This window comes from Micromonospora sp. WMMA1949 (assembly GCF_027460145.1).
In the GTDB taxonomy this organism is placed as follows: Bacteria; Actinomycetota; Actinomycetes; order Mycobacteriales; family Micromonosporaceae; genus Micromonospora.
Window position 1 is genome coordinate 290,001 of the sequence record NZ_JAPZBG010000001.1, and the last position, 21,157, is coordinate 311,157.

The following is a 21,157-nucleotide window of genomic DNA, read 5'->3' on the forward strand; positions in this document are numbered from 1 at the left end:
CCGACGTCCCGGAGGAACTCGACCACCGACATCTCGCCGGTCCAGTCCAGGTTGTTGACGAGTTGCGCCGCGTTCTCCCCGGTGTACGTGACGAACGGCGAGAGCTGCTCGCGGATGCGCTCGACCCAGCCGGCGATCACCTCGGGCGGGTTCAGCGTCCGCTCCGCGCTCTCCTTCGGGTCGCCGATCTGCCCGGTGGCGCCACCGACGAGCAGCAGCGGCCGGTGCCCGGCCTGCTGGAGCCGGCGGGCCATCACGACCTGCATCAGGTTGCCGATGTGCAGGCTCGGCGCGGTGGGGTCGAAGCCCACGTAGAAGGTGGTGCTCCCGCCGTCGAGCAGCTCGCGCAGTTCGTCGAGGCCGGTCGAGTCCTGGATCAGGCCCCGCCACAGCAGGTCGTCGGTCAGGGAGTCCCGCCCCTGCGGGAGGTTGCTGTCGGTCACGGTCACCGATTCTCCCCCATTGCCGGGCCCGGCCCGTACCGGGTTTGCCGAGGTGCGGCCGACTAGGCTGGCGGCGCCGTCGAACGCGAGGAGGAACCGCGGTGGACATGCCGAACCTGACCGGTGGCTTCGTGGCCCTGCTGGGTCTGACGTTCGACGAGGTCAGCGGGGACCGGGTGGTGATCCGGTGGAAGGTGCGCCCGGAGCTGCACCAGCCGTACGGGATCCAGCACGGCGGCGTCTACTGCTCGGTGGTGGAGACGGCGGCCAGCATCGGCGGCGCGCTCTGGCTGGGCGACAAGGGCAACGTGGTCGGGGTGTCGAACCAGACCGACTTCCTGCGTGCGGTGCGCGACGGCGAGCTGACCGCCGTCGGCACGCCGGTGCACCGGGGCCGCAGCCAGCAGTTGTGGCTCGTGGAGATCACCGACGCCGACAGCCGGCTGGTGGCCCGCGGCCAGGTGCGGCTGCAGAACCTCACCGCCTCCTGACGCATTCGCCCGAAACCGGGCACTGACGGCGATATCGTCGCCTCGGTGAGGACGTCCGCTCCCGGCCCGACGTGAGGAAGCTGTTCGCCGCCACGCTCGGCGTGCTGTCGGCCGTCGGCGGCTTCGTCGACATCGGTGACCTGGTGGCGGCCAGTCAGGCCGGCGCGCTGTTCGGCATGGCCCACACCTGGGTGCTGCTGGTCGGAGTGGTCGGCATCTGCGCGTACGCGGAAATGGCCGGCCGGATCGCGGCGGTGAGCGGACGGGCGGTGTTCGACCTGGTCCGGGAGCGGCTCGGGCCGCGGGTGGCGCTGCTCAACCTGGTCGCGTCGTGGCTGGTCACCGTCGTCACGCTCGCCGCGGAGCTGGGCGGGGTGGCGCTGGCGCTGCAACTGGCGACCCGGCTGAGCCACCTGTTCTGGGTGCCGCTCGCAGCGCTGGCGGTCTGGCTGGTGCTGTGGCGGCTGCGCTTCGAGCTGATGGAGCGGATCTTCGGCCTGGCCGGGCTGGCGCTGCTGGTGTTCGCGGTCGCGCTGGTGGCGCTGCCGACCGACTGGCCGGCACTCGGGCAGGGCGTGTGGCAGGTCAGCGCGTCCGGGCACGGCTGGCCGCTGTACTGGTTCGTGGCGGTGGCGCTGTTCGCCTCGACTGTGAGCCCGTACGAGGTGTTCTTCTTCTCCTCCGGCGGCGTGGAGGAGCGGTGGGGCGCGGCGGACCTGGCGCGGGCCCGCTCGAACGTGCTGATCGGCTTCCCGGTGGGCGGGTTTTTGGCGTTGTCGCTGGTCGCCGTGGCGACGGTGGCCTACCACCCGTCGGAGGCGTCGTTGAGCACGCTCGACGAGGTGGCGCGGCCGGTGGCGACGGCGCTCGGCGGCGCCGGCCTGGCCGCCGCGGTGCTCGCGTTCTTCGCGGTGACGTTCGGCGCGGCGCTGGAGACCGGGCTGTCGGCGGCGTACGCGGCGGCGCAGTACTTCGGGTGGCAGTGGGGCAAGCGGGTCCGCCCCCGGGAGGCGGCCCGGTTCCACAGCGTGCTGCTCGTCGGGCTGCTGCTCGGTGTGGTGATGCTGATGACGACGGTGGACCCGGTGCGGCTGACCGAGTACATGCTGGTGCTGAGCGCTGTGGTGCTGCCGCTGACGTACCTGCCGATCCTGGTGGTCGCCAACGACCGCGGGTATCTCGGCGACCGGGTCAACGGGCGGTGGATGAACCTGCTCGGCGCGGTGTTCCTGCTGCTCATCGTCGCGGCGTCGGTGGCGGCGATCCCACTGGCGATCATGACGGGGATGGGGCGATGAGGGTCCAGCTCGCCAAGCGGCTGCTCGACCGGCAGATCGTCGACGTGGACGGGCGGCTGGTCGGGCGGGTCGACGACATCGCGTTCGCCGTCGACGACGAGGGTTTCCCGTACGTCGACTGCCTGCTCACCGGGCAGGGCGCCCTCGGGGAGCGGATCGGCGGGCGGGTCGGGCGGCTGCTGGTGGCGGTGGCGGACCGGTTCACCGACGACCCGCCGGTGCCGCCGTTACGCGTACCGCTGTCCCAGGTGGCCCGCGTGGACAGCGCGGTGCGGCTGCGCTGCCCGGCTTCGGACCTGCCGCCGTCACCGGTGGAGGCGTGGCTGCGCCGGCACCTGATCGAGCGCATCCCGGGGTCCGGCCGTGCGAGCGGGTGAGCTGCTCGGCCGCACCGCGTACGACCTGCACGGGCGGAGGCTGGGCCGGGTGGTGGACGTGGTGGTGCGTGGCGGGTGGCCACCGGACCGGCTGCTGATCACCGACGTGATCGTCGCCGGGCACTGGTGGACCCGGGTGATCAGCCGGCTGATCGGCCCCGAGCTGCACCCGTCCGGGCCGTGGCTGCTGCGGGTGATCGCCCGGCTGGTCGGGCGGAGCACCCGTCAGCTGCCCGCCGACGCGGTGCAGCTGCTCCCGCCGGTGCCCGGTTTCCCGTTCGGCCCGCCGGCCGGAGGCCGCTGAACCGGGCACCGGGAGAACCGGCGCCGGTCAGCGGCGGGCGTCGTCGAGTTCCGGCGCGTCGGCCGGGTCGGCCGCGTCGCCTGTGGTGTCGTCGTCCGGGGAGCCGTCGTGGCGGCTGCGGCGGCGTACGTGCACCTCGGTGATGGCCCGCTGGTCGACGTCGGCCACGGACAGCTCCCAGCCGTCCACGGTGACCTGCTCCCCCGCCACCGTCGGGATGTGCCCGAGGCAGATCAGCACCAGCCCGGCGACGGTGGTGTAGTCGCCGGCCGGCCGGTTCGGCAGCTCCACGCCGAGGTCGGTCAGGTCGTGCACCGGGAACGTGCCGGGCAGCACCAGCGTGCCGTCGGCCTCGGTCCGCACGGCGCGCAGGTCCCGGTCGGTCTCGTCGTAGATCTCGCCGACGATCTCCTCCAGGATGTCCTCCAGCGTCACGATCCCGTCGACCGCGCCGCGCTCGTCGACCACGAGCGCGATGTGCTGGCGTTCGGCCTTGAACTGGCGCAGCGCGTCGACCACCGGCAGCGAGTCGGGCAGCAGCATCGGCGGGCGGGCGATCTCGTCGACCGGCCGGTCGTCGGAGACGCCGACCAGGTCCCGCAGGTGGATCACGCCCACCGCCTCGTCCAGGCCGCCGTGGCGGACCACCGGCGCCCGGGAGTGGCCGGTCGCCGCCAGGACGAGCCGGGCGGCCTCCGCGGTGGTGCCGCTGTCGAGCGTGAAGACCTGCAACCGGGGTACGAGCACCGCCCGCAACTGCCGGTCGGCGATCTCCACCGCGCCGGCGATGATCGTGCGCTGTTCCTTGGTGAAGCCGTGGTTGCCGGCCACGATGTCGCGCAGTTCGTCCGGGCCGATCTCGTCCGGCTCGGCCTTCGGGTCCAGACCGAACAGGCGTACCACCAGGTCGGTGGTGGCGCCCAGCAGCCAGACGGCGGGCCGGGTGATGCTGGACAGCACGTCCAGCGGGCGGGCCACCAGCAGCGCCCACCGCTCGGCCGACTGCATCGCGATCCGCTTCGGCGCCAGCTCACCGAAGACCAGCGTGACGAACGTGAGCACCAGCGTGACAGCGACGATGGCGACGGTCTCGGCGGCGTTGCCGAAGACGCTGAGCAGCGGCACGAGCGGCCGGGCCAGCGACACCGCGGCGGCGGCGGAGGCCAGGAACCCGGCGAGCGTGATGCCGATCTGGATCGTGGCCAGGAACCGGTTCGGATCCTTCGCGAGGCGGGCCAGGGTCCGTCCGCCGCGGCTGCTGCGCTCCAGCCGCTGCACCTGGCTGTCGCGCAGGGACACCAGTGCCATCTCGCTGCCGGCGAACGCCGCGTTGAGGATCACCAGCACACCGACCAGGGCAAGCTGGCTCCAGTAGCTCTGCACGACCGGTTATCTCCCTCGGCCCGATCCGGGTCGGCCGATGGCCGACTCGCCGGCCGGCAGATCCGGTCGGCGTGGCCCTCTGTTGCCCCGCGGGCCCGCCGCTGAATCATGACCGGCTCCGGCGTGGACCGGCGGGGCCGGGTCTCAGGCCGGTACGGGCAGGTCGAGCACGTACGCGCCGCCCTCGGAGCGGAACCCGAGCCGGTGGTAGTAGGGGGCGACCATGCCGGGCGGGCTGACCACCCGGCGGAAACCCCGGTCGGTGAACAGCCGGCTGCGCCGGTAGACGAACTCCCCGGGCGTGAAGTCGCGGAACGGCGGGGTCACGTAGTCCAGGTCGATCTGGGCCACCCCGCCCGGTTCGGCGTGCGAGAGCATCACGCCGACCACCTCGTCGGCGCGTACCACCAGGAAGGCCGAGCGGTCCGGGGCGGCCGGGTCCCAGTGGAAGCCGGGATTGAACCGGGCGATGTCGGCGGCGTGCACCCGCAGCGTGTGCGCCAGGAACGCGTCGCCGGTGCCCACCTCGACCACCTGGTAGGTCTGCTCGTCGTGCCGGGTCGCCAGCAGCTTGCGCAGGTACCAGACGTTGATCACGGCGAGCACCACGTTCAGCCCGACCATCGGCCAGACCTGCACCGCGGCGTTGTAGCCGATCAGGATGAGGCAGCCGACGAGGTTGAGCGCGCGCAGCCGCAGGATCCGGGTCTGCAGCAGGGACCAGACCAGCAGCGCGGAGCCGGCCCAGCCGACGAGTTCCAGCCAGTTCACCCGGGGAGACTAGCGGTCTGCCTGGTCAGACCCCTCGGCGGGCAGCTCCAGCACGTACTCCTCGACCTCGGTGCCGCGTGACGGGGCGTACCCGGAGTCCTCGCCGACCACGACGAAGCCGCACTTGCGCAGCACCGCGAGCGAGGCGGCGTTGTCCTTCGCGGCGCGGGCGTGCAGCGGCCGGTGCGGCACCTCGCGCAGCAGCGCGCGCAGCGCAGCGGTGGCGTGGCCGCGCCCCCAGTGCGCCGCGTCGATCCAGTAGCTGACCTCGGTCTGCTCGCCGACCGGGAACGCGGCGACCCGGCCGATCACCTGGCCGTCGACGGTGACGGCGCGGTTGACGATGCGCGCGTCGGCGCGGATGCGCGCCCAGTGCGCGTCGAACGCGGCCCGGTCGGACGGGTCCTTCGGGCCGAACGCGGCCATCCAGTTCGCCTGCGGGTCCTGCTCGTGGGCGAAGAAGGCGGGCAGGTCGTCGTCGCGCACCGGGCGGAGCAGCACCTCGTTGGTCACGGCCGGGACGATACGTGGCCCCACCGACACTCTCGGGACCTCCGGCCCGGTGTGTGTCCCGTCCGGCCCTGCCGCGCCGCCGCCCGCCCCGGTTACCAAGGAGGTGGAACGACGCAGTCGAGGAGGCCGGACCATGTCGAAGTACGTCTACGACTTCATCGAGGGTGACCGCAGCCGGGCCGACCTGCTCGGCGGCAAGGGCGCGAACCTCGCCGAGATGACCCGGCTCGGGTTGCCGGTGCCGCCCGGGTTCACCGTCACCACCGACGCGTGCCGGGCGTACCTGGCCACCGGCGCGCCGCCGGACGGCCTGTACGAGGAGATCAACGCGCACCTGCGGGAGGTGGAGGCGCGGCTGGACCGGTGGCTGGGCGACCCGAGTGACCCGCTGCTGCTGGCGGTGCGCTCCGGCGGGCGGTACTCGATGCCGGGGATGATGGAGACGATCCTCGACATCGGGCTCAACGACACCACGGTGGCCGGTCTGGCCGCACGCACCGGCGACGAGCGGTTCGCCTGGGACTCGTACCGGCGGCTGATCCAGATGTTCGGCCGGACCGTCCACGGCATCCCGGCCGACGAGTTCGAGCACGAGCTGGCCGCCCTGCGCGCCACCGCCGGGCCGGACGGGCCGGGCGCCGGGCAGCTGCGCGACCTGGTCGAGACGTACAAGAAGATCTTCGTCCGGCACGTCGGGCACGACTTCCCGCAGGCCCCGCACGAGCAGCTGTTCCTGGCCGTCCGCGCGGTGTTCGAGTCCTGGCACTCGGAGCGGGCCCGGATCTACCGGCGGCAGGAGCGCATCCCGGACGACCTGGGCACCGCCGTCAACGTGATGGCGATGGTGTTCGGCAACCTCGGCCCGGACTCCGGCACCGGGGTGGCGTTCACCCGCGACCCGGCCACCGGCGCCCCCGGCGTGTACGGCGACTACCTGACCGACGCGCAGGGCGAGGACGTGGTGGCGGGCATCCGCAACACGGTGCCGCTGACCGAGCTGGCCCGGCTGGACCCGGTCAGCTTCCACCGGCTGCGGGAGATCATGGCGACGCTGGAGCGGCACTACCGCGACCTGTGCGACGTCGAGTTCACCATCGAGCGCGGGAAGCTGTGGATGCTCCAGACCCGGGTCGGCAAGCGCACCGCGGCGGCGGCGTTCGTGATCGCCGCGCAGCTGGCCGAGGAGGGCCTGATCACCGCGGACGAGGCGCTGACCCGGGTCAGCGGGGCGCAGCTCGCCCAGCTGATGTTCCCGGCCTTCGACGCCGCCGGCGCGCCCGAGCCGCTCGCGGTCGGCGTCGGCGCGTCGCCCGGCGCCGCGGTCGGGCGGGTGGTGTTCGACTCGGCCGCCGCGGCGGCGGCCGACGGACCGGTGATCCTGGTCCGCCCGGAGACCAACCCGGACGACCTGCCCGGCATGATCGCCGCGACCGGGGTGCTCACCTCGCGCGGCGGGAAGACCTCGCACGCCGCGGTGGTGGCCCGGGGCATGGGCCGGACCTGCGTGTGCGGGGCCGAGGCGCTGGGCATCGACGTCGAGCGCGGCGAGTTCGCCGTGGGCGATCAGGTGGTCCGCGCCGGCGACCTGATCTCGATCGACGGCACCAGCGGGCGGATCTGGCTCGGCGAGGTGCCGGTGCAGCCGTCGCCGGTGGCCCGGTACCTGACCGGTGAGCTGCGGCCCGAGGCCGACCCGCTGGTCGCCGCCGTGCACCGGCTGCTCGGGCACGCCGACGCGGTGCGCACGCTCGGCGTCCACGCCAACGCGGACACGCCCGACGACGCCCGCCGGGCCCGTGAACTCGGCGCCGCCGGGATCGGGCTGTGCCGCACCGAGCACATGTTCCTCGGCGAGCGCCGGGAACTGGTCGAGCGGCTGATCCTCGCCGACGGCCCGGCCGAGGTGGGCGCGGTGCTGGACGAGCTGCTGCCGTTGCAGCGGGCCGACTTCCTCGGGCTGCTCACCGCGATGGACGGGCTGCCGGTCACCGTCCGGCTGCTCGACCCGCCGCTGCACGAGTTCCTGCCTCCGCTCGCCGAGCTGACCGCCCGGGTGGCGGGCGCGCAGGCGCGCGGCGAGGAACCGGGCCACGACGGCGTGCTGCTGGCCGCGGTGCGGCGGATGCACGAGACGAACCCGATGCTGGGGCTGCGGGGCGTACGGCTCGGCCTGGTGGTGCCGGGACTGTTCGCCATGCAGGTGCGGGCGCTGGCCGAGGCGGCCGCGCAGCGGATCCGGGCCGGCGCCGACCCGCGCCCGGAGATCATGGTGCCGCTCGTCGGGGACGTGCGGGAACTCGCCGCCGTGGCGGACGAGGCACGGCGGGTGCTGGCCGAGGTGCCCGACGCACCGGACATCCCGATCGGCACCATGATCGAAACGCCCCGGGCGGCGCTGACCGCCGGGGAGATCGCCGCCGAGGCGCGGTTCTTCTCCTTCGGCACCAACGACCTGACGCAGATGACCTGGGCGTTCTCCCGCGACGACGTGGAGGGGGCGTTCTTCTCCACGTACCTGGAACGGGGGATCTTCCCGGTCTCGCCGTTCGAGAGCATCGACGCCACCGGCGTGGGCCGGCTGGTCCGCCTCGCCGTCGCCGAGGGGCGGGCGGCCCGGCCGGACCTGACCGTCGGCGTCTGCGGTGAGCACGGCGGCGACCCGGACTCGATCGGGTTCTTCGCCGACGCCGGGCTCGACTACGTCTCCTGCTCGCCGTACCGGGTGCCGGTGGCGCGGCTGGCCGCCGGCCGCGCCGCCGTCGAGGCCCGTACCGAGAAGTCCGACTCCCGCTAGGAGGGCAGCGCCATGACCGCCATCTTCAACCCGACCGGACCGGCGCTCACGCCGCTCCCCCGGCCCGCGCCGCCGCAGGCCGCGACGCCCGCCCCCGCCCCGGCCGCGACGCCGGACGGGCCGGTCGGCCCGGTGCTGGAGCTGCCCGGGGACGCCGCGCTGGTGCCGGTGAACCGCGACGGCCGCCCGGTCGGCGTGTTCGTCGCGGCGGGCGGCCGGGTCCGCTACCGGCGCGTGGTCGAACCGGATCAGCTCGTCGCCGCCGCCACCGGGGCGTTCGCGGTCGCCGCGCTCACCGCCGCCGTGGCGCTGTGGTCGCGGCGCCGGCCGCCGTCGGTCGGCACCGTCACCATGGGCCCGGGCGGATGGGTCAGCCTGCGCGGAGTGCCGGCGCCGCGGCTGCGCCCGGACCACAGGCCCTGGTGGGCGCGCGTGCTGCGGGCCCGCCGCCTGGTCGTCGATCGCTGACCACCCCAGGGGTACGGCCGCCGGTACGTCACCGGCGGCCGTACCGCCGTTCCCGGCCGGGAAGGGGCCGTTGGTCCCGGGTCACCGCGGTCCTGCGCCCCTGCCCGGCAGCGCCCGGACCGACGACGCTGAGGGTGAGAACGAGACCGAGGGAGGCCCCCGATGCGCGCCAGTGTCGTCACCGCGTTCGACCGTCCGATGGAGATCACCGAGCGTCCCGTGCCGGAGGCCGGCCCGGGCGAGATCCTGGTCCGCATCGAAGCCAGCGGACTCTGCCACACCGACATCCACGCCGCCCGCGGCGAGTGGCCGGTCAAGCCTGCCCCGCCGTTCGTACCCGGTCACGAAGGCGTCGGCCTGGTCGAGCAGGTCGGCCCCGGCGTCACCGAACACGCCGTCGGCGACCGCGTCGCGCTGCCCTGGCTCGGCTGGGCCTGCGGCACCTGCTCGTACTGCGTGACCGGCTGGGAGACGCTGTGCGAGTCGCAGCGCAACACCGGCTACAGCATCGACGGCGCGCACGCCGAGTACGCGGTGGCCTCGGCCCGCTACGCGGTCCGCGTACCCGACGGCGTGGACCCCCTCGAAGCCGCGCCGCTGACCTGCGCGGGCGTCACCACGTACAAGGCCGTCAAGGTCGCCGGAGTACGGCCGGGCGAGCGGGTCGCGATCTTCGGCATCGGCGGCCTGGGCCACCTCGCGCAGCAGTACGCGCAGATCTTCGGCGCCGAGACTGTGGCGGTGGACGTGACCGCCGAGAAGCTGGACCTGGCCACCTCGCTGGGCGCGGCGCACACGGTCGACGCCGCCACCACCGACCCGGTCGAGCGGATCACCGCGCTGGGCGGCGTGGACGTGGCGATCGTGCTGGCCGCGAGCCCCCGGGTGATCGAGCAGGCCCACCTCTCGCTGCGCCGCGGCGGCCGGCTGGTGCTGGTGTCGCTGCCGGCCGACAACGCGATCACCCTGCCCGTCTTCGAGACGGTGCTCAAGGGCATCACGGTGCTCGGCTCGATCGTCGGCACCCGCGCCGACCTGGCCGAGGTCTTCGCGCTGCACGCCGCCGGCCGTACCCGGGTCGTCTACGAGACCCGCAAGCTGGACGACATCAACGACGCGGTGGACGACGTCCTCGCCGGCCGGGTCGCCGCCCGGCTCGTGCTCCAGCCCTGACCCCGCCCCCGGTCCCCGCAACCGGCGGGGACCGGGCCACCGCCGACGCCCGGAGAGGGACCGACATGACCGCCACCGAACCCCTGGCCCCCTGGCGCGGATTCCACGCCGGAGCGTGGCAGGAGACAGTCGACGTGGCCGACTTCGTCCGCCACAACCACGAGCCGTACACCGGGGACGCGTCGTTCCTCACCGGGCCGACGCCGCGCACGCTCGCGGTGTGGGACCGGCTGCGGGAGATGTTCCCGGAGGAGCGTCGGCGCGGCGTGTACGACGTCGACGCGGCCACGCCGTCGTCGATCACCTCGCACGCACCCGGGTACATCGACCGGGAGCGGGAACTGATCGTCGGGTTGCAGACCGACGCGCCGCTGCGGCGGGCGATCATGCCGGCCGGCGGGCTGCGGATGGTGGAGACGGCGCTGCGCGCGTACGGGCGTGAGCCGGACCCGCGCGTGCACAAGATCTTCACCCGGTACCGCCGCACGCACAACGACGCGGTCTTCGACGCGTACCCGGAGACCGTGCTCGCGGCGCGGCGGTCGCACGTCATCACCGGGCTGCCCGACGCGTACGGGCGCGGGCGGATCATCGGCGACTACCGCCGGGTGGCGCTGTACGGCGTGGACCGGCTGGTCGAGGAGCGCCGCGCGCTCAAGGCGGCGCTGGACGACCGGCGCAGCACCGACGACGTGATCCGCGACCGGGAGGAACTGGCCGAGCAGATCCGTGCGCTCGGTGAGCTGAAGGAGATGGCCGCCTCGTACGGCTTCGACACCTCCCGCCCGGCCGCCACCGGCGCGCAGGCGATCCAGTGGCTCTACTTCGCCTACCTGGCCGCCACGAAGGAGCAGAACGGCGCCGCGATGTCGCTGGGGCGCACCGCCGGGTTCGTCGACGCGTACCTGCGGCGGGACATCGCCGAGGGGCGGCTGGACGAGAGCGGCGCGCAGGAGCTGATCGACGATTTCGTGATCAAGCTGCGGATCATCCGCTTCCTGCGTACCCCCGAGTACGACCAGTTGTTCTCCGGCGACCCGACCTGGGTCACCGAGTCGCTCGGCGGGATGGGCGCGGACGGACGGCCGCTGGTCACCCGCACCACGTTCCGCTACCTCCAGACGCTCTACAACCTCGGCCCGGCGCCCGAGCCGAACCTGACGGTGCTGTGGTCGCCGCGGCTGCCGGAGGGGTTCAAGCGGTTCTGCGCCCAGGTGTCGCTGGACACCAGCGCCATCCAGTACGAGAACGACGAGCTGATCCGCCCGGCGTACGACGACGACACCGCGATCGCCTGCTGCGTGTCGGCCATGCGGGTCGGCCGGGACATGCAGTTCTTCGGCGCTCGGGCGAACCTGGCGAAGGCGCTGCTGTACGCGATCAACGGCGGCCGGGACGAGCTGACCGGCACGCAGGTCGCCCCGCCGGCCGCGCCGGTCGGCGGCGAGACGCTCGACTACGACGAGGTGCTGGCCGCGTACGACCGGACGCTGGACTGGCTCGCGGAGACGTACGTGGACGCGCTGAACGTGATCCACCACCAGCACGACAGGTACGCCTACGAGCGGCTGGAGATGGCGCTGCACGACCACCCGGTGCGCCGGTTCATGGCCACCGGCATCGCCGGCCTGTCGGTCGCCGTGGACAGCCTGTCGGCCATCCGGTACGGCCGGGTGAAGGTGCTGCGCGACGACACCGGCCTGGCCGTCGACTACGCGGTCGAGGGCGAGTTCCCGACGTACGGCAACGACGACGACCGGGCCGACGAGATCGCGGTGTGGCTGGTCGAGACGTTCGCGGAGAAGCTGCGCCGGCAGCGCACCTACCGCGACGCGGAGCTGACCATGTCGGTGCTCACCATCACCTCGAACGTGGTGTACGGCAAGCACACCGGCAACACGCCGGACGGCCGGCGCGCCGGTGAGCCGTTCGCGCCCGGGGCGAACCCGATGAACGGGCGCGACACGCACGGCCTGGTCGCCTCGGCGCTGTCGGTGGCGAAGCTGCCGTACGACGCGGCCCGCGACGGCATCTCGCTGACCGGCACCGTCACGCCGGACGGCCTGGGCCACACCCGCGACGAGCGGATCGCGAACCTGGCCGGGGTGCTCGACGGCTACGCCGACGCCGGCGGGTTCCACCTCAACGTCAACGTGCTGGACCGGGCCACATTGCTGGACGCGATGGCGCACCCGGAGCGGTACCCGCAGCTCACCGTCCGGGTCTCCGGTTACGCGGTGAACTTCGTCCGGCTCACGCCGGAGCAGCAGCGCGACGTGGTGTCGCGGACCTTCCACGGGTCGCTGTGACCGGCCGCCCGCCCGCGCCGCCGGAGGTGACTCCGGCGGCGCCGGGTGCCGTCACCGGCGCGGTGCACTCGTGGGACACCTCGGTCGGGGTGGACGGGCCGGGCACCCGGTTCGTCGTGTTCCTGGCGGGCTGCCCGCTGCGCTGCCGCTACTGCCACAGCCCCGACACCTGGTACGGCCGCAGCGGCCGGCGCCGCAGCGTGGACGAGATGGTCGCGCTCGCCGGCCGGTACCGCCGGTTCATCCAGGTGGCCGGCGGCGGTGTCACGGTGAGCGGCGGGGAGCCGCTGCTGCAACCGGCGTTCACCGGCGAGCTGCTGCGCCGCTTCCACGACCTCGGCCTGCACACCGCGCTGGACACCTCCGGCTTCCTCGGCGTCCGCGCCGACGACGCGCTGCTGGACGCCACCGACCTGGTGCTGCTCGACGTCAAGGCGGGCAACCCGCAGACGTACCGCCAGGTCACCGGCACCGGCCGGCTCGCGCCGACGTTGCGGTTCGCGCAACGGCTGGCCGACCGGGGTACGCCGATCTGGATCCGGTACGTGCTCGTGCCCGGCCTGACCGACGCGGTCGACGAGGTGGAGCGGGTGGCCGACGTGGCCGCCGGGTTGGCCACCGTGCAACGCGTCGAGGTGCTGCCGTTCCACCGGCTCGGCGCGCACAAGTACGCCGAGCTGGGGCTGACCTTCCCGCTGGCGGACACCGAGCCGCCGGATGCCGACCTGCTGGCCCGGGTACGCGGGCAGTTCGCCGCCCGCGGTCTCACCGTCACCTGACCGGTTCCCCGCTGCGCCACTAGGATCGGGGCATGTCTCGTCTACGCCCGATCGCCCGTGTCCGCCCGCTGGCCGTCACCGGGGCGCGGGCCGTCGGGGCGCAGGCCACCGGCGCGGGCGCGACAGGTGCACGAGCCCTGGGTGCGACGGCGATCGGCGCACTGGCCTTCGGCGCGTTCGCGCTCGGCGCCGTGGCGGTCGGGTCACTCGTGGTCGGCCGCCTGGCCGTGCGCCGCGCGGTGATCCGCGAGCTGCGCATCGGCCGGCTCGAGGTGGACGAGCTGGTCGTCCGCGACCGTTAGCTCGCCGCGGCGGTCGGATAGCCGTACAGGTCGAGCAGCCGGACCCGGGACGCCTGGAGCCGGTCCACCACCACGCTCATGAACCGGCTGGTGAGCTGACGGCCCAGCGTGTCGTCGGACTCCATCAGCCGGCGTACCCCGTCGGCGTCGAGTTCGACGGCGGTGCTGCGCTGGGTGGCGACCGCGCCGAACTGCCAGCGGTACGGCGGGAACAGCCAGGACCAGCCGAGCACCCCGCCCGGCCCGATCGTCTCGATGCCCACGTCACCGCGGCCCGGCACCGGGAAGTCCAGCGCCACCTGGCCGCCGCGGACGAGCCAGAACCGGTCGGCCGGCTGGCCGGCGCGGAACAGCCGGTGCCCGGGGTGCCAGACCACCGGGCGGGCGTAACCGGTGAGCCGGGGCAGCCACTCGTCGGGCAGCCCGGCCAGGAAGGGGTGGACGCGGAGCATCTCCAGCGGGGTCATCGCGCCTCCAGGGTCGACAGGAGGGGAGCACTGGCTTCCATTCCACCCCGCCACCGCCCCGGCCGGTAGGGGCCGATGGTCCCGGCCGTGCCGGGCGGATCGACTCTGCCCAGGTGGGAGCCGTCGGCGCAGGCTGAGGGGGAACCGAAGGAGGACGTGATGACCGACAGAACCGGTGCCCCCGTCGTGGTGGGCGTGGACGGCTCCCCGTCCGCGCTGGACGCGGTACGGCTGGCCGCACGCGAGGCGGTGCTGCGGCACCGGCCGCTGCGGGTGGTGAACGCGTTCCTGTGGCCGCTGGTCGGCACGCCGCTGGGCATGGTCGCCCCGGTGCTGCCCGACATCGAGCTGCGCCAGGAAGCCGAGAAGCTGGTCGAGGAGGCGGTGGACGAGGCCCGCAAGGTCGACGCGGAGCTGGCGGTGACCGGCGCTGTCGTCGACGGCGGGCCGGTGGCGGTCCTGTTGCGGGAGAGCCGCGACGCCGCGCTGCTCGTGCTGGGTCACCGGGGACTGGGCGGCTTCGCCGAACTGCTCGTCGGCTCCGCCGCGGTGCAGCTGTCCGCCCGCGCGGACTGCCCGGTGCTCGTCGCCCGGGGTGAGGCCCGCGCCGACGGCCCGGTCGTGGTCGGCGTGGACGGCTCCGCGCTGTCCGACGAGGCGGTCGGCTTCGCGTTCGCCGAGGCCGCGGCGCGCGGCGCCGAACTGGTCGTGGTGCACACCTGGCTGTACCCGCAGCCGGTGACCTACCGGGAGGCGTTCGGTGACGTCGTGCCGCTGGCGTACGACCCGCAGGAGCTGCGCGCCGACGAGCAGCGGGTGCTGGCCGAAGCCGTTGCCGGCTGGGCCGAGCGCTACCCGGAGGTCACGGTACGGCCGAAGCTGGTCGCCGCCGCCACCCCGTCCCGGGTGCTGGTCGAGGAGTCCGTCGGCGCACAGCTGACGGTGGTCGGCGCGCACGGGCGCGGTAGCCTCGGTGCGCTGCTGCTCGGCTCGGTCAGCCACGCCGTGCTGCACCACTGCCACAGCCCGCTGGCCGTCGTTCGGCGCCGGGGGAACCGCGCCCACTGAGCCGGTTCCCCGGCCCGGACCGGGCCGGCACCGCCACAATGGCCTGAGCCGACCGGAGGGAAAGCACCAGATGAACCGACCCGTCGTGGCGGGAGTGGACGGATCACCGTCCAGCCTGGCCGCCGCCGACCTGGCCGCCGCGACCGCCGTCGCCCGTTCCCGGCCGCTGCTGCTCGTGCACGGCTACCTGCACCCGCTCGGCTACGGCGTGCCGCTCAACCCGTACGACCTGGGGGTGCCGGCGCCCACCGCGGAGTCGGAGAAGATGCTGGAGTCGGTCGCCGCCGACCTGGCTGAGCGGCACCCGGGCCTGCGGGTGCAGGTGCGTCAGGTGGCCGGCGGTCCGGGCGCGACGATGGTCGAGGAGTCCCGCCGCGCGGAGCTGGTGGTGGTGGGCAGCCGGGGCGTGGGCGGCTTCGCCGGCCTGCTGCTCGGCTCGGTCAGCGGGCAGCTCGCGCAGCACGGGCACTGCCCGGTGCTGATCGTCCGGCCCGAGGAGCAGCCGATCCCGGTGGACGGCCCGGTACTGGTCGGCGTGGACGGCTCCGACCCGGCCGCGTACGCGATCGAGCTGGCCGCGGACGAGGCCGAGCGGCGCGACGCGGAGCTGGTGCTGATGCACGTCCGGTCGCCGGAGCGCGGCGCGGTGGCGCCGGAGGTCGCGGCGGAGGCGTCCACCGCCGAGCGGGCCGAGGCGGCGGGACTGCTGGTGGAGGCCGCGGACCGGGTCCGGGCCGCGCACCCGGGCCTGCGCGTGACGGAGCGGGCCGTGACCGCCGCCTCGCCGGAGACCGCGCTCGTGGAGGCCAGCGGCGAGGCGTCGCTCGTGGTGGTCGGCTCCCGGGGCCGGGGCGGCTTCGTCGGGCTGCTGCTCGGCTCGGTCAGCCAGGCGCTGGTGCAGCACGCCCACTGCCCGGTGCTCGTCGCCCACCGGCCCGAGCCGGCCGACGACTGACGCGCCACGCGGCTGGCAGGGTCCGCTCCGGTCCGGCGCGCCGATCCGCCCGGCGGCAGGACGGCGTCAGGACGGGTCGCGGCCGGCGAGCAGGTCGGCGAAGTCGGTGGTAAGCGCGAACGGGTCGGCCGGGCCGGTCGCGGGCGGGCGGCGGTCCACCTGCTCGGCCAGTTCGGCTCCGGCCCGGCGGATCCGGGACCGCAGCGCGCTGTCGCCGTCGTCGCCGGCCCAGTCCTCCGGCGCGGCGAACACCGCCGTGGGCAGCGTCGCCGCCCGCAGGTACGTGAACATCGGCCGGACCGCGTGCTCCAGCGCCAGCGAGTGCCGGGCGGTGCCACCGGTCGCCCCGAGCAGCACCGGCTTGCCGGCCAGCGCGTCCCGGTCGACCACGTCGAAGAACGACTTGAACAGCCCGTTGTACGACGCGTTGAAGATCGGCGTCACCGCGATCAGCCCGTCGGCGGCGGCCACCTCGTCGAGCGTGCGCCGCAGCGCGGCCGGCGGAAAGCCGGTGAGCAGGTGGTTCACCACGTCGTGGGCGTGCTCGCGCAGCTCCACCACGCGCAGCTCGACAGTGGCGCCGCGGCCGGCCAGCTCGTCGCGGGCGGCCGTGGCGAGCTGGTCGGCGAGCAGGCGGGTGGACGACGGCTGGGCGAGACCGGCCGAGACCACCGCCAGGGTACGGCTGGTCATCGCTGCTCCCCGTCGGCCGGCGCGGCGTCGCGGGCGGCCAGCAGGCCGGCGTGGGTGGGCGCCTCGGGCACGTGCGCCGGACGCAGCGAGTCGAACTCCTTGCGCAGCACCGGCACCACCTCCTCGCCCAGCAGGTCGAGCTGCTCCAGCACCGTCTTCAGCGGCAGGCCGGCGTGGTCGATCAGGAACAGCTGCCGCTGGTAGTCGCCGACGTACTCGCGGAAGCCCAGCGTGCGGTCGATGACCTGCTGCGGGCTGCCCACCGTCAGCGGCGTCTCGCGGGTGAACTCCTCCAGCGACGGGCCGTGCCCGTAGACCGGGGCGTTGTCGAAGTAGGGGCGGAACTCGCGTACCGCGTCCTGGGAGTTGCGGCGCATGAAGACCTGCCCGCCGAGGCCGACGATGGCCTGGTCGGGCGAGCCGTGGCCGTAGTGCGCGAACCGCTCCCGGTAGAGGCCGACCATCCGCTGGGTGTGCTCCTTGGGCCAGAAGATGTGGTTGGCGAAGAAGCCGTCGCCGTAGTACGCGGCCTGCTCGGCGATCTCCGGGCTGCGGATCGAGCCGTGCCAGACGAACGGCGGTACGCCGTCGAGCGGGCGCGGGGTCGAGGTGAACGACTGCAGGGGCGTCCGGAACCGGCCCTTCCAGTCGACCACGTCCTCGCGCCACAGCCGGCGCAGCAGGTCGTAGTTCTCGATCGCGAGGGGGATGCCGTTGCGGATGTCCTGCCCGAACCACGGGTACACCGGGCCGGTGTTGCCGCGCCCCATCATCAGGTCCACCCGGCCGTCGGCGAGATGCTGCAGCATCGCGTAGTCCTCGGCGATCTTCACCGGGTCGTTCGTGGTGATCAGCGTGGTCGCTGTCGACAGCAGCAGCCGTTCGGTGCGCGCGGCGATCCAGCCGAGCATGGTGGTCGGCGACGACGGCACGAACGGCGGGTTGTGGTGCTCGCCGGTGGCGAACACGTCCAGGCCGACCTCCTCGGCCTTGAGCGCGATGGCGGTCATGGCCTTGATCCGCTCACGCTCGGACGGCATCCGCCCGGTCGTGGGGTCGACGGTGACGTCACCGACGGTGAAGACTCCGAACTGCATGACCAGCTCCTCGCGTGGGGTCCGGACCGGTCGCCCGGGATCGCTCCTCACAACATATTTGACGAGTCAACTATTCCGGCCACCGCCCGCCCCGGCATGGCCCGGATCACGTGCCACCCACCGACTACCCTTGCCGCGATGACGTACCCCTGGCTCGAGGCACCGGCCGCGCAGGTCGCCGACACCGCGCGGACCCTGCTCGGGTGGACCGTGTCGGCCGGCGGCGTCACCGTCAGGCTCACCGAGGTCGAGGCGTACGCGGGCACCGGCGAGGACCCGGCGTCGCACGCCCACCGTGGGCCGACGCCACGCAACAAGGTCATGTTCGGGCCCGCCGGGCACGTGTACGTGTACTTCGTGTTCGGCATGCACTGGTGCGCGAACATCGTCTGCGGTCGCGACGGCGAGGCGGCGGCCGTGCTGCTGCGCGCCGGCGAGGTGGTCGACGGCGTCGAGATCGCCCGCGAGCGCCGGCCGCGCGCCGCCGACCGGGAACTGGCCCGGGGCCCGGCCCGGCTGGTCACCGCGCTCGGCATCGGGCGGGACGCCAACGGCACCTCGGCGATCGACGGCAGCGGCCCGCTGCTGCTGACGCCACCGGCAAGCCCGGTCGACCCGGCGCGGATCGTCGCCGGGCCACGCGTCGGGGTCGCCGCCGCGCACGACCTGCCGTGGCGGTTCTGGCTGGCGGACGAGCCGAGCGTGAGCGTCTACCGGCGGCACACCCCGCGCCGCCGGCCCGCCTCGGCCGCCTCGGCGCGCAACTCACCGGCCTGAACCGGCCGTTCCGGGCAACCCGGAACACCCCGCACCGCGTCTGTGGTGCATGACGCGCCGCCTTGTCACCACACCCTGAGGGCGCGACGTTGCGCACGAATGACTTTCAACAGGGTGTTGACAACAGGTCATTCTTGGGTGTGGGATGGACGGCATGGTCACCGTGGACAACGACCCGTTCACCGCTCCGGATGCTGCCCAGGCCCGGGCGCACCGCAACTACGCGGCGCTGCTGCGGATCGCCGAGCGGCACGCCGGCACGAACTCCCGTCGCCGGCGGTACGCCCACCCCGACGTGCCCGACGCCTACGAGGCGGCCACGCTGGTGATGGCGCTCGCCGGGGGCGCCGAGCTGGACGAGGGTGAGGAGCCCGTCGACCAGGCCGACCTGATGGCCGCGCTGACGCTGATCCCGCACGTACGCGCCGAGGTGGACGCGCTGGAGGCCGGGCTGCTGCAGGTGGCCCGGGGCCGGGGCATGACCTGGCAGGCGATCGCCTTCGGGCTGGGGCTGGGCAGCGCTCAGGCGGCCCGGCAGCGCTACGAGCGGCTCACCGTCCGCACCGGCACCGGCGACTGACCGGCGGCGCGCACTGTCACAGGGGCGGGCGAGACTGTGCCGCACGACGGCACGGGAGGACGCGATGACGCGCGAGGAGATGCTGGCCTACTGCCTGGCCAAGCCGGGAGCCTGGCTCGACCGGCCGTGGGAGGGCGACGAGGTGGTGAAGGTGGGCAGCCGGATCTTCGCGTTCCTCGGCTCGCCCGAGGGTGAGGCGCGGGTCGGGGTGAAGTGCGGAGCGTCCCGGGAGGTGGCCGACGAGTGGCTGCACCGGTTCCCGGCCGACGCGCGCCCCTCCCCCTACATCGGCCGGTCGGGCTGGAACACGCTGCGGCTCTCCGCCGGCATCCCGGACGACGAGCTGATCGAGGCGGTCGACGGGTCGTACGACGCGGTGGTGGCCAAGCTCCCGAAACGCGAGCGCCCCACCGGCTGATCGGAGAACGCGGACGGTGCGCCGTGCGCCCGAGTCCGAAGTCCGAGGCCGCGGCCCGAGGTCCCGCAAAGCAGGATCGGCGTTCCACAAAGCAGGACTTCCTGTAGATCTTGGAAGCTTTGCGCCCCTATGGGGGCCATTTCGTACCAAGATCTCAGCGCGGCGGGGCGCGGGGCGCGGGGCGCGGGCTGGTCCGGGACGGGGCTCGCCCTGCCCCGGACCAGCAGCGCAGGTCAGCGGGGGACGACCCGCTCGGCGGCCCACTCGCGCCAGCCGGTCAGCTTGTCCGCCGCGGCGGCGAGCTGGTCGGCCACCGGGCCGGGGCCGGTGGAGCCGGGCGTGATGCGGGCGGCCAGCGCCGAGCGCACCGACAGCACGTCGCGCACCGACGGGTCCAGGTGCTCGCTCACCGCGGCCAGGTCGGCGTCGGACACCTCGTCCAGCGCGCAGTCGCGGGCGGCGCAGAGCGCCACCAGCTTGCCGGTGATCTCGTGCGCGTCGCGGAACGGCACGTTGCGCCGCACCAGCCAGTCGGCGACCTCGGTGGCCAGCGAGAAGCCCGACGGCGCGCTGGCCACCAGGCGGTCCACCCGGACCGTCATCGTGGAGATCATCCCGGCCAGCGCGGGCAGCAGCAGTTCCAGCGTGTCGACCGCGTCGAAAGCCGGCTCCTTGTCCTCCTGCATGTCCCGGTCGTACGTCATGGGCAGGCCCTTGAGCATGGTGAGCACGCTCATCAGGCCGCCGACCAGCCGGCCGGACTTGCCCCGGGCAAGCTCGGCGATGTCCGCGTTCTTCTTCTGCGGCATGATCGACGAGCCGGTGGCGAAGGCGTCGTCCAGCTCGACCCAGCCGAACTCCTGCGACGTCCAGAGCACCACCTCCTCGCCGAGGCGGGACAGGTGCACGCCGATCATCGCGGTGACGAACAGGAACTCGGCCACGAAGTCGCGGTCCGCGACCGCGTCCATCGAGTTGGCGAACGAGGTGCGGAAACCCAGCTCCTTGGCGACCGCGACCGGGTCCAGCGGCAGCCCCGAGCCGGCCAGCGCACCAGCGCCGAGCGGGCTGATCGCGGTCCGCTCGTCCCAGTCGCGCATCCGCTCCAGGTCGCGCAGCAGCGGCTGCACGTGGGCCAGCAGCCAGTGCCCGAACGTCACCGGCTGGGCGTGCTGCAGGTGCGTCATGCCCGGCGCGGCGGTGTCCACGTGCCGCTCCGCCTGCTCGACGAGGGCCTCGGCCAGCTCGACCAGCCGGGCGGCCACGCCGCGGGCGTGGTCGCGCAGGTAGAGCCGCAGGTCGGTGGCGACCTGGTCGTTGCGGGACCGGCCGGCGCGCAGCTTGCCGCCGAGGCTGCCGAGCCGCTCCAGCAGGCCACGCTCCAGCGCGGTGTGCACGTCCTCGTCGTCCACGGTCGGGCGGAACGCGCCGGAGGCGCACGCCGCTTCCAGGTCGTCCAGCGCCGCGAGCATCCGGCCCAGTTCGTCCGGGTCGAGCAGGCCGGCGCCGGCGAGGACCCGGGCGTGCGCGCGGGAACCGGCGATGTCGTACGGGGCGAGACGCCAGTCGAACTGGACGCTCACCGACAGCCGCGCGAGCGCCTCGGCGGGACCGCCGGCGAACCGGCCACCCCAGAGGCTCGTCCGGTTGGCGGGGGCGCTGTTCTCGGTCAGGCTCTTGTCGTCCACCCCACCCAT

At 74.0% G+C, this 21,157-nt stretch carries 23 protein-coding genes (1 of these 23 running past the window's edge); 15 read left to right on the plus strand and 8 right to left on the minus strand.

Annotation, left to right across the window (positions count from 1 at the left end; genetic code table 11):
* Positions 1–443: the 5' end (the start) of a tyrosine--tRNA ligase gene (gene tyrS / locus O7607_RS01130; protein ID WP_262015738.1), read on the minus strand. It extends 841 nt beyond the left edge of the window; 443 of the gene's 1,284 nt are visible here — the first part of the coding sequence; the start codon lies at positions 441–443; its stop codon lies beyond the left edge, outside the window.
* Between the two features lie 107 nt (positions 444–550).
* Here tyrS and O7607_RS01135 point away from each other — a divergent pair, with 107 nt between their 5' ends.
* The 4 genes from O7607_RS01135 (at position 551) to O7607_RS01150 (ending at position 2,913) form a co-directional block, all read left to right on the plus strand.
* On the plus strand, positions 551–934 hold the full coding sequence (locus O7607_RS01135; protein WP_262015739.1) for a PaaI family thioesterase: 384 nt from the start codon (positions 551–553) through the stop codon (positions 932–934).
* Between the two features lie 71 nt (positions 935–1,005).
* On the plus strand, positions 1,006–2,232 hold the full coding sequence (locus O7607_RS01140; RefSeq protein WP_269700405.1) for an NRAMP family divalent metal transporter: 1,227 nt from the start codon (positions 1,006–1,008) through the stop codon (positions 2,230–2,232).
* Entirely contained in the window at positions 2,229–2,609 is a 381-nt protein-coding gene (locus O7607_RS01145) for a hypothetical protein (RefSeq protein ID WP_269700406.1), read from the plus strand. Before O7607_RS01140 ends, O7607_RS01145 begins: the two co-directional genes overlap by 4 nt.
* Positions 2,596–2,913, plus strand: a complete 318-nt coding sequence (locus tag O7607_RS01150) for a PRC-barrel domain containing protein (RefSeq protein ID WP_269700408.1) — start codon at positions 2,596–2,598, stop codon at positions 2,911–2,913. Before O7607_RS01145 ends, O7607_RS01150 begins: the two co-directional genes overlap by 14 nt.
* Before the next feature lie 27 nt (positions 2,914–2,940).
* Here O7607_RS01150 and O7607_RS01155 read toward each other — a convergent pair whose 3' ends face one another.
* The 3 genes from O7607_RS01155 to O7607_RS01165 all read right to left on the minus strand — a co-directional run bounded on the left by O7607_RS01155 (position 2,941) and on the right by O7607_RS01165 (position 5,580).
* Positions 2,941–4,296 carry a hemolysin family protein gene (locus O7607_RS01155; protein ID WP_269700410.1) on the minus strand — a complete coding sequence of 452 codons (1,356 nt, stop codon included), beginning with the start codon at positions 4,294–4,296 and terminating at the stop codon, positions 2,941–2,943.
* A gap of 144 nt (positions 4,297–4,440) precedes the next feature.
* A complete protein-coding gene (locus O7607_RS01160) occupies positions 4,441–5,067 on the minus strand; it encodes a hypothetical protein (protein WP_269700411.1) in 627 nt (208 codons plus the stop codon).
* A 9-nt stretch (positions 5,068–5,076) separates the two neighbouring features.
* Positions 5,077–5,580, minus strand: coding sequence for a GNAT family N-acetyltransferase (locus O7607_RS01165; RefSeq protein WP_269700412.1), 504 nt, complete (start codon positions 5,578–5,580; stop codon positions 5,077–5,079).
* A gap of 133 nt (positions 5,581–5,713) precedes the next feature.
* On the opposite strand from O7607_RS01165, the gene ppdK reads away from it, so the two are divergent.
* The 6 genes from ppdK to O7607_RS01195 all read left to right on the plus strand — a co-directional run bounded on the left by ppdK (position 5,714) and on the right by O7607_RS01195 (position 13,405).
* On the plus strand, positions 5,714–8,374 hold the full coding sequence (gene ppdK / locus O7607_RS01170; RefSeq protein ID WP_269700414.1) for a pyruvate, phosphate dikinase: 2,661 nt from the start codon (positions 5,714–5,716) through the stop codon (positions 8,372–8,374).
* Between the two features lie 12 nt (positions 8,375–8,386).
* The gene (locus O7607_RS01175; RefSeq protein WP_269700416.1) at positions 8,387–8,842 is read left to right on the plus strand and encodes a hypothetical protein; all 456 of its coding nucleotides are present in this window, start codon (positions 8,387–8,389) and stop codon (positions 8,840–8,842) included.
* Positions 8,843–9,004: 162 nt separating this feature from the next.
* Positions 9,005–10,015, plus strand: coding sequence for a zinc-dependent alcohol dehydrogenase (locus tag O7607_RS01180; RefSeq protein WP_269700417.1), 1,011 nt, complete (start codon positions 9,005–9,007; stop codon positions 10,013–10,015).
* A 65-nt stretch (positions 10,016–10,080) separates the two neighbouring features.
* Positions 10,081–12,324: a formate C-acetyltransferase gene (gene pflB / locus O7607_RS01185; RefSeq protein ID WP_269700418.1), complete on the plus strand. Its 2,244-nt coding sequence runs from the start codon at positions 10,081–10,083 to the stop codon at positions 12,322–12,324.
* Positions 12,321–13,103, plus strand: coding sequence for a pyruvate formate-lyase-activating protein (pflA, locus tag O7607_RS01190; RefSeq protein WP_269700419.1), 783 nt, complete (start codon positions 12,321–12,323; stop codon positions 13,101–13,103). Before pflB ends, pflA begins: the two co-directional genes overlap by 4 nt.
* A gap of 32 nt (positions 13,104–13,135) precedes the next feature.
* On the plus strand, positions 13,136–13,405 hold the full coding sequence (locus tag O7607_RS01195; protein ID WP_269700422.1) for a hypothetical protein: 270 nt from the start codon (positions 13,136–13,138) through the stop codon (positions 13,403–13,405).
* Here the strand turns inward: O7607_RS01195 and O7607_RS01200 are convergent.
* Positions 13,402–13,872, minus strand: coding sequence for a cyclic nucleotide-binding domain-containing protein (locus O7607_RS01200; protein WP_030502451.1), 471 nt, complete (start codon positions 13,870–13,872; stop codon positions 13,402–13,404). The genes O7607_RS01195 and O7607_RS01200 overlap by 4 nt on opposite strands.
* A 159-nt stretch (positions 13,873–14,031) precedes the next feature.
* On the opposite strand from O7607_RS01200, the gene O7607_RS01205 reads away from it, so the two are divergent.
* Positions 14,032–14,940 carry a universal stress protein gene (locus tag O7607_RS01205; protein ID WP_269700424.1) on the plus strand — a complete coding sequence of 303 codons (909 nt, stop codon included), beginning with the start codon at positions 14,032–14,034 and terminating at the stop codon, positions 14,938–14,940.
* A gap of 70 nt (positions 14,941–15,010) precedes the next feature.
* Positions 15,011–15,895: a universal stress protein gene (locus tag O7607_RS01210; protein WP_269700426.1), complete on the plus strand. Its 885-nt coding sequence runs from the start codon at positions 15,011–15,013 to the stop codon at positions 15,893–15,895.
* A 66-nt stretch (positions 15,896–15,961) separates the two neighbouring features.
* On the opposite strand, the gene O7607_RS01215 is transcribed toward O7607_RS01210, so the two are convergent.
* Both O7607_RS01215 and O7607_RS01220 read right to left on the minus strand, forming a co-directional pair.
* Entirely contained in the window at positions 15,962–16,588 is a 627-nt protein-coding gene (locus O7607_RS01215; protein ID WP_269700428.1) for an FMN reductase, read from the minus strand.
* Positions 16,585–17,685 carry an LLM class flavin-dependent oxidoreductase gene (locus O7607_RS01220; protein ID WP_269700429.1) on the minus strand — a complete coding sequence of 367 codons (1,101 nt, stop codon included), beginning with the start codon at positions 17,683–17,685 and terminating at the stop codon, positions 16,585–16,587. The genes O7607_RS01215 and O7607_RS01220 overlap by 4 nt, the downstream gene beginning before the upstream one ends.
* Before the next feature lie 138 nt (positions 17,686–17,823).
* Between O7607_RS01220 and O7607_RS01225 the strand changes: the two genes are divergently transcribed.
* The 3 genes from O7607_RS01225 (at position 17,824) to O7607_RS01235 (ending at position 19,460) form a co-directional block, all read left to right on the plus strand.
* Positions 17,824–18,462, plus strand: a complete 639-nt coding sequence (locus O7607_RS01225) for a DNA-3-methyladenine glycosylase (protein WP_269700430.1) — start codon at positions 17,824–17,826, stop codon at positions 18,460–18,462.
* Between the two features lie 154 nt (positions 18,463–18,616).
* Complete coding sequence (locus tag O7607_RS01230) at positions 18,617–19,042, plus strand: hypothetical protein (RefSeq protein WP_013285554.1); 426 nt, start codon at positions 18,617–18,619, stop codon at positions 19,040–19,042.
* 64 nt (positions 19,043–19,106) lie between these two features.
* Positions 19,107–19,460, plus strand: a complete 354-nt coding sequence (locus tag O7607_RS01235; RefSeq protein WP_269700433.1) for an MmcQ/YjbR family DNA-binding protein — start codon at positions 19,107–19,109, stop codon at positions 19,458–19,460.
* Between the two features lie 233 nt (positions 19,461–19,693).
* Here the strand turns inward: O7607_RS01235 and argH are convergent, their stop codons facing one another.
* The gene (gene argH / locus O7607_RS01240; protein WP_030271078.1) at positions 19,694–21,157 is read right to left on the minus strand and encodes an argininosuccinate lyase; all 1,464 of its coding nucleotides are present in this window, start codon (positions 21,155–21,157) and stop codon (positions 19,694–19,696) included.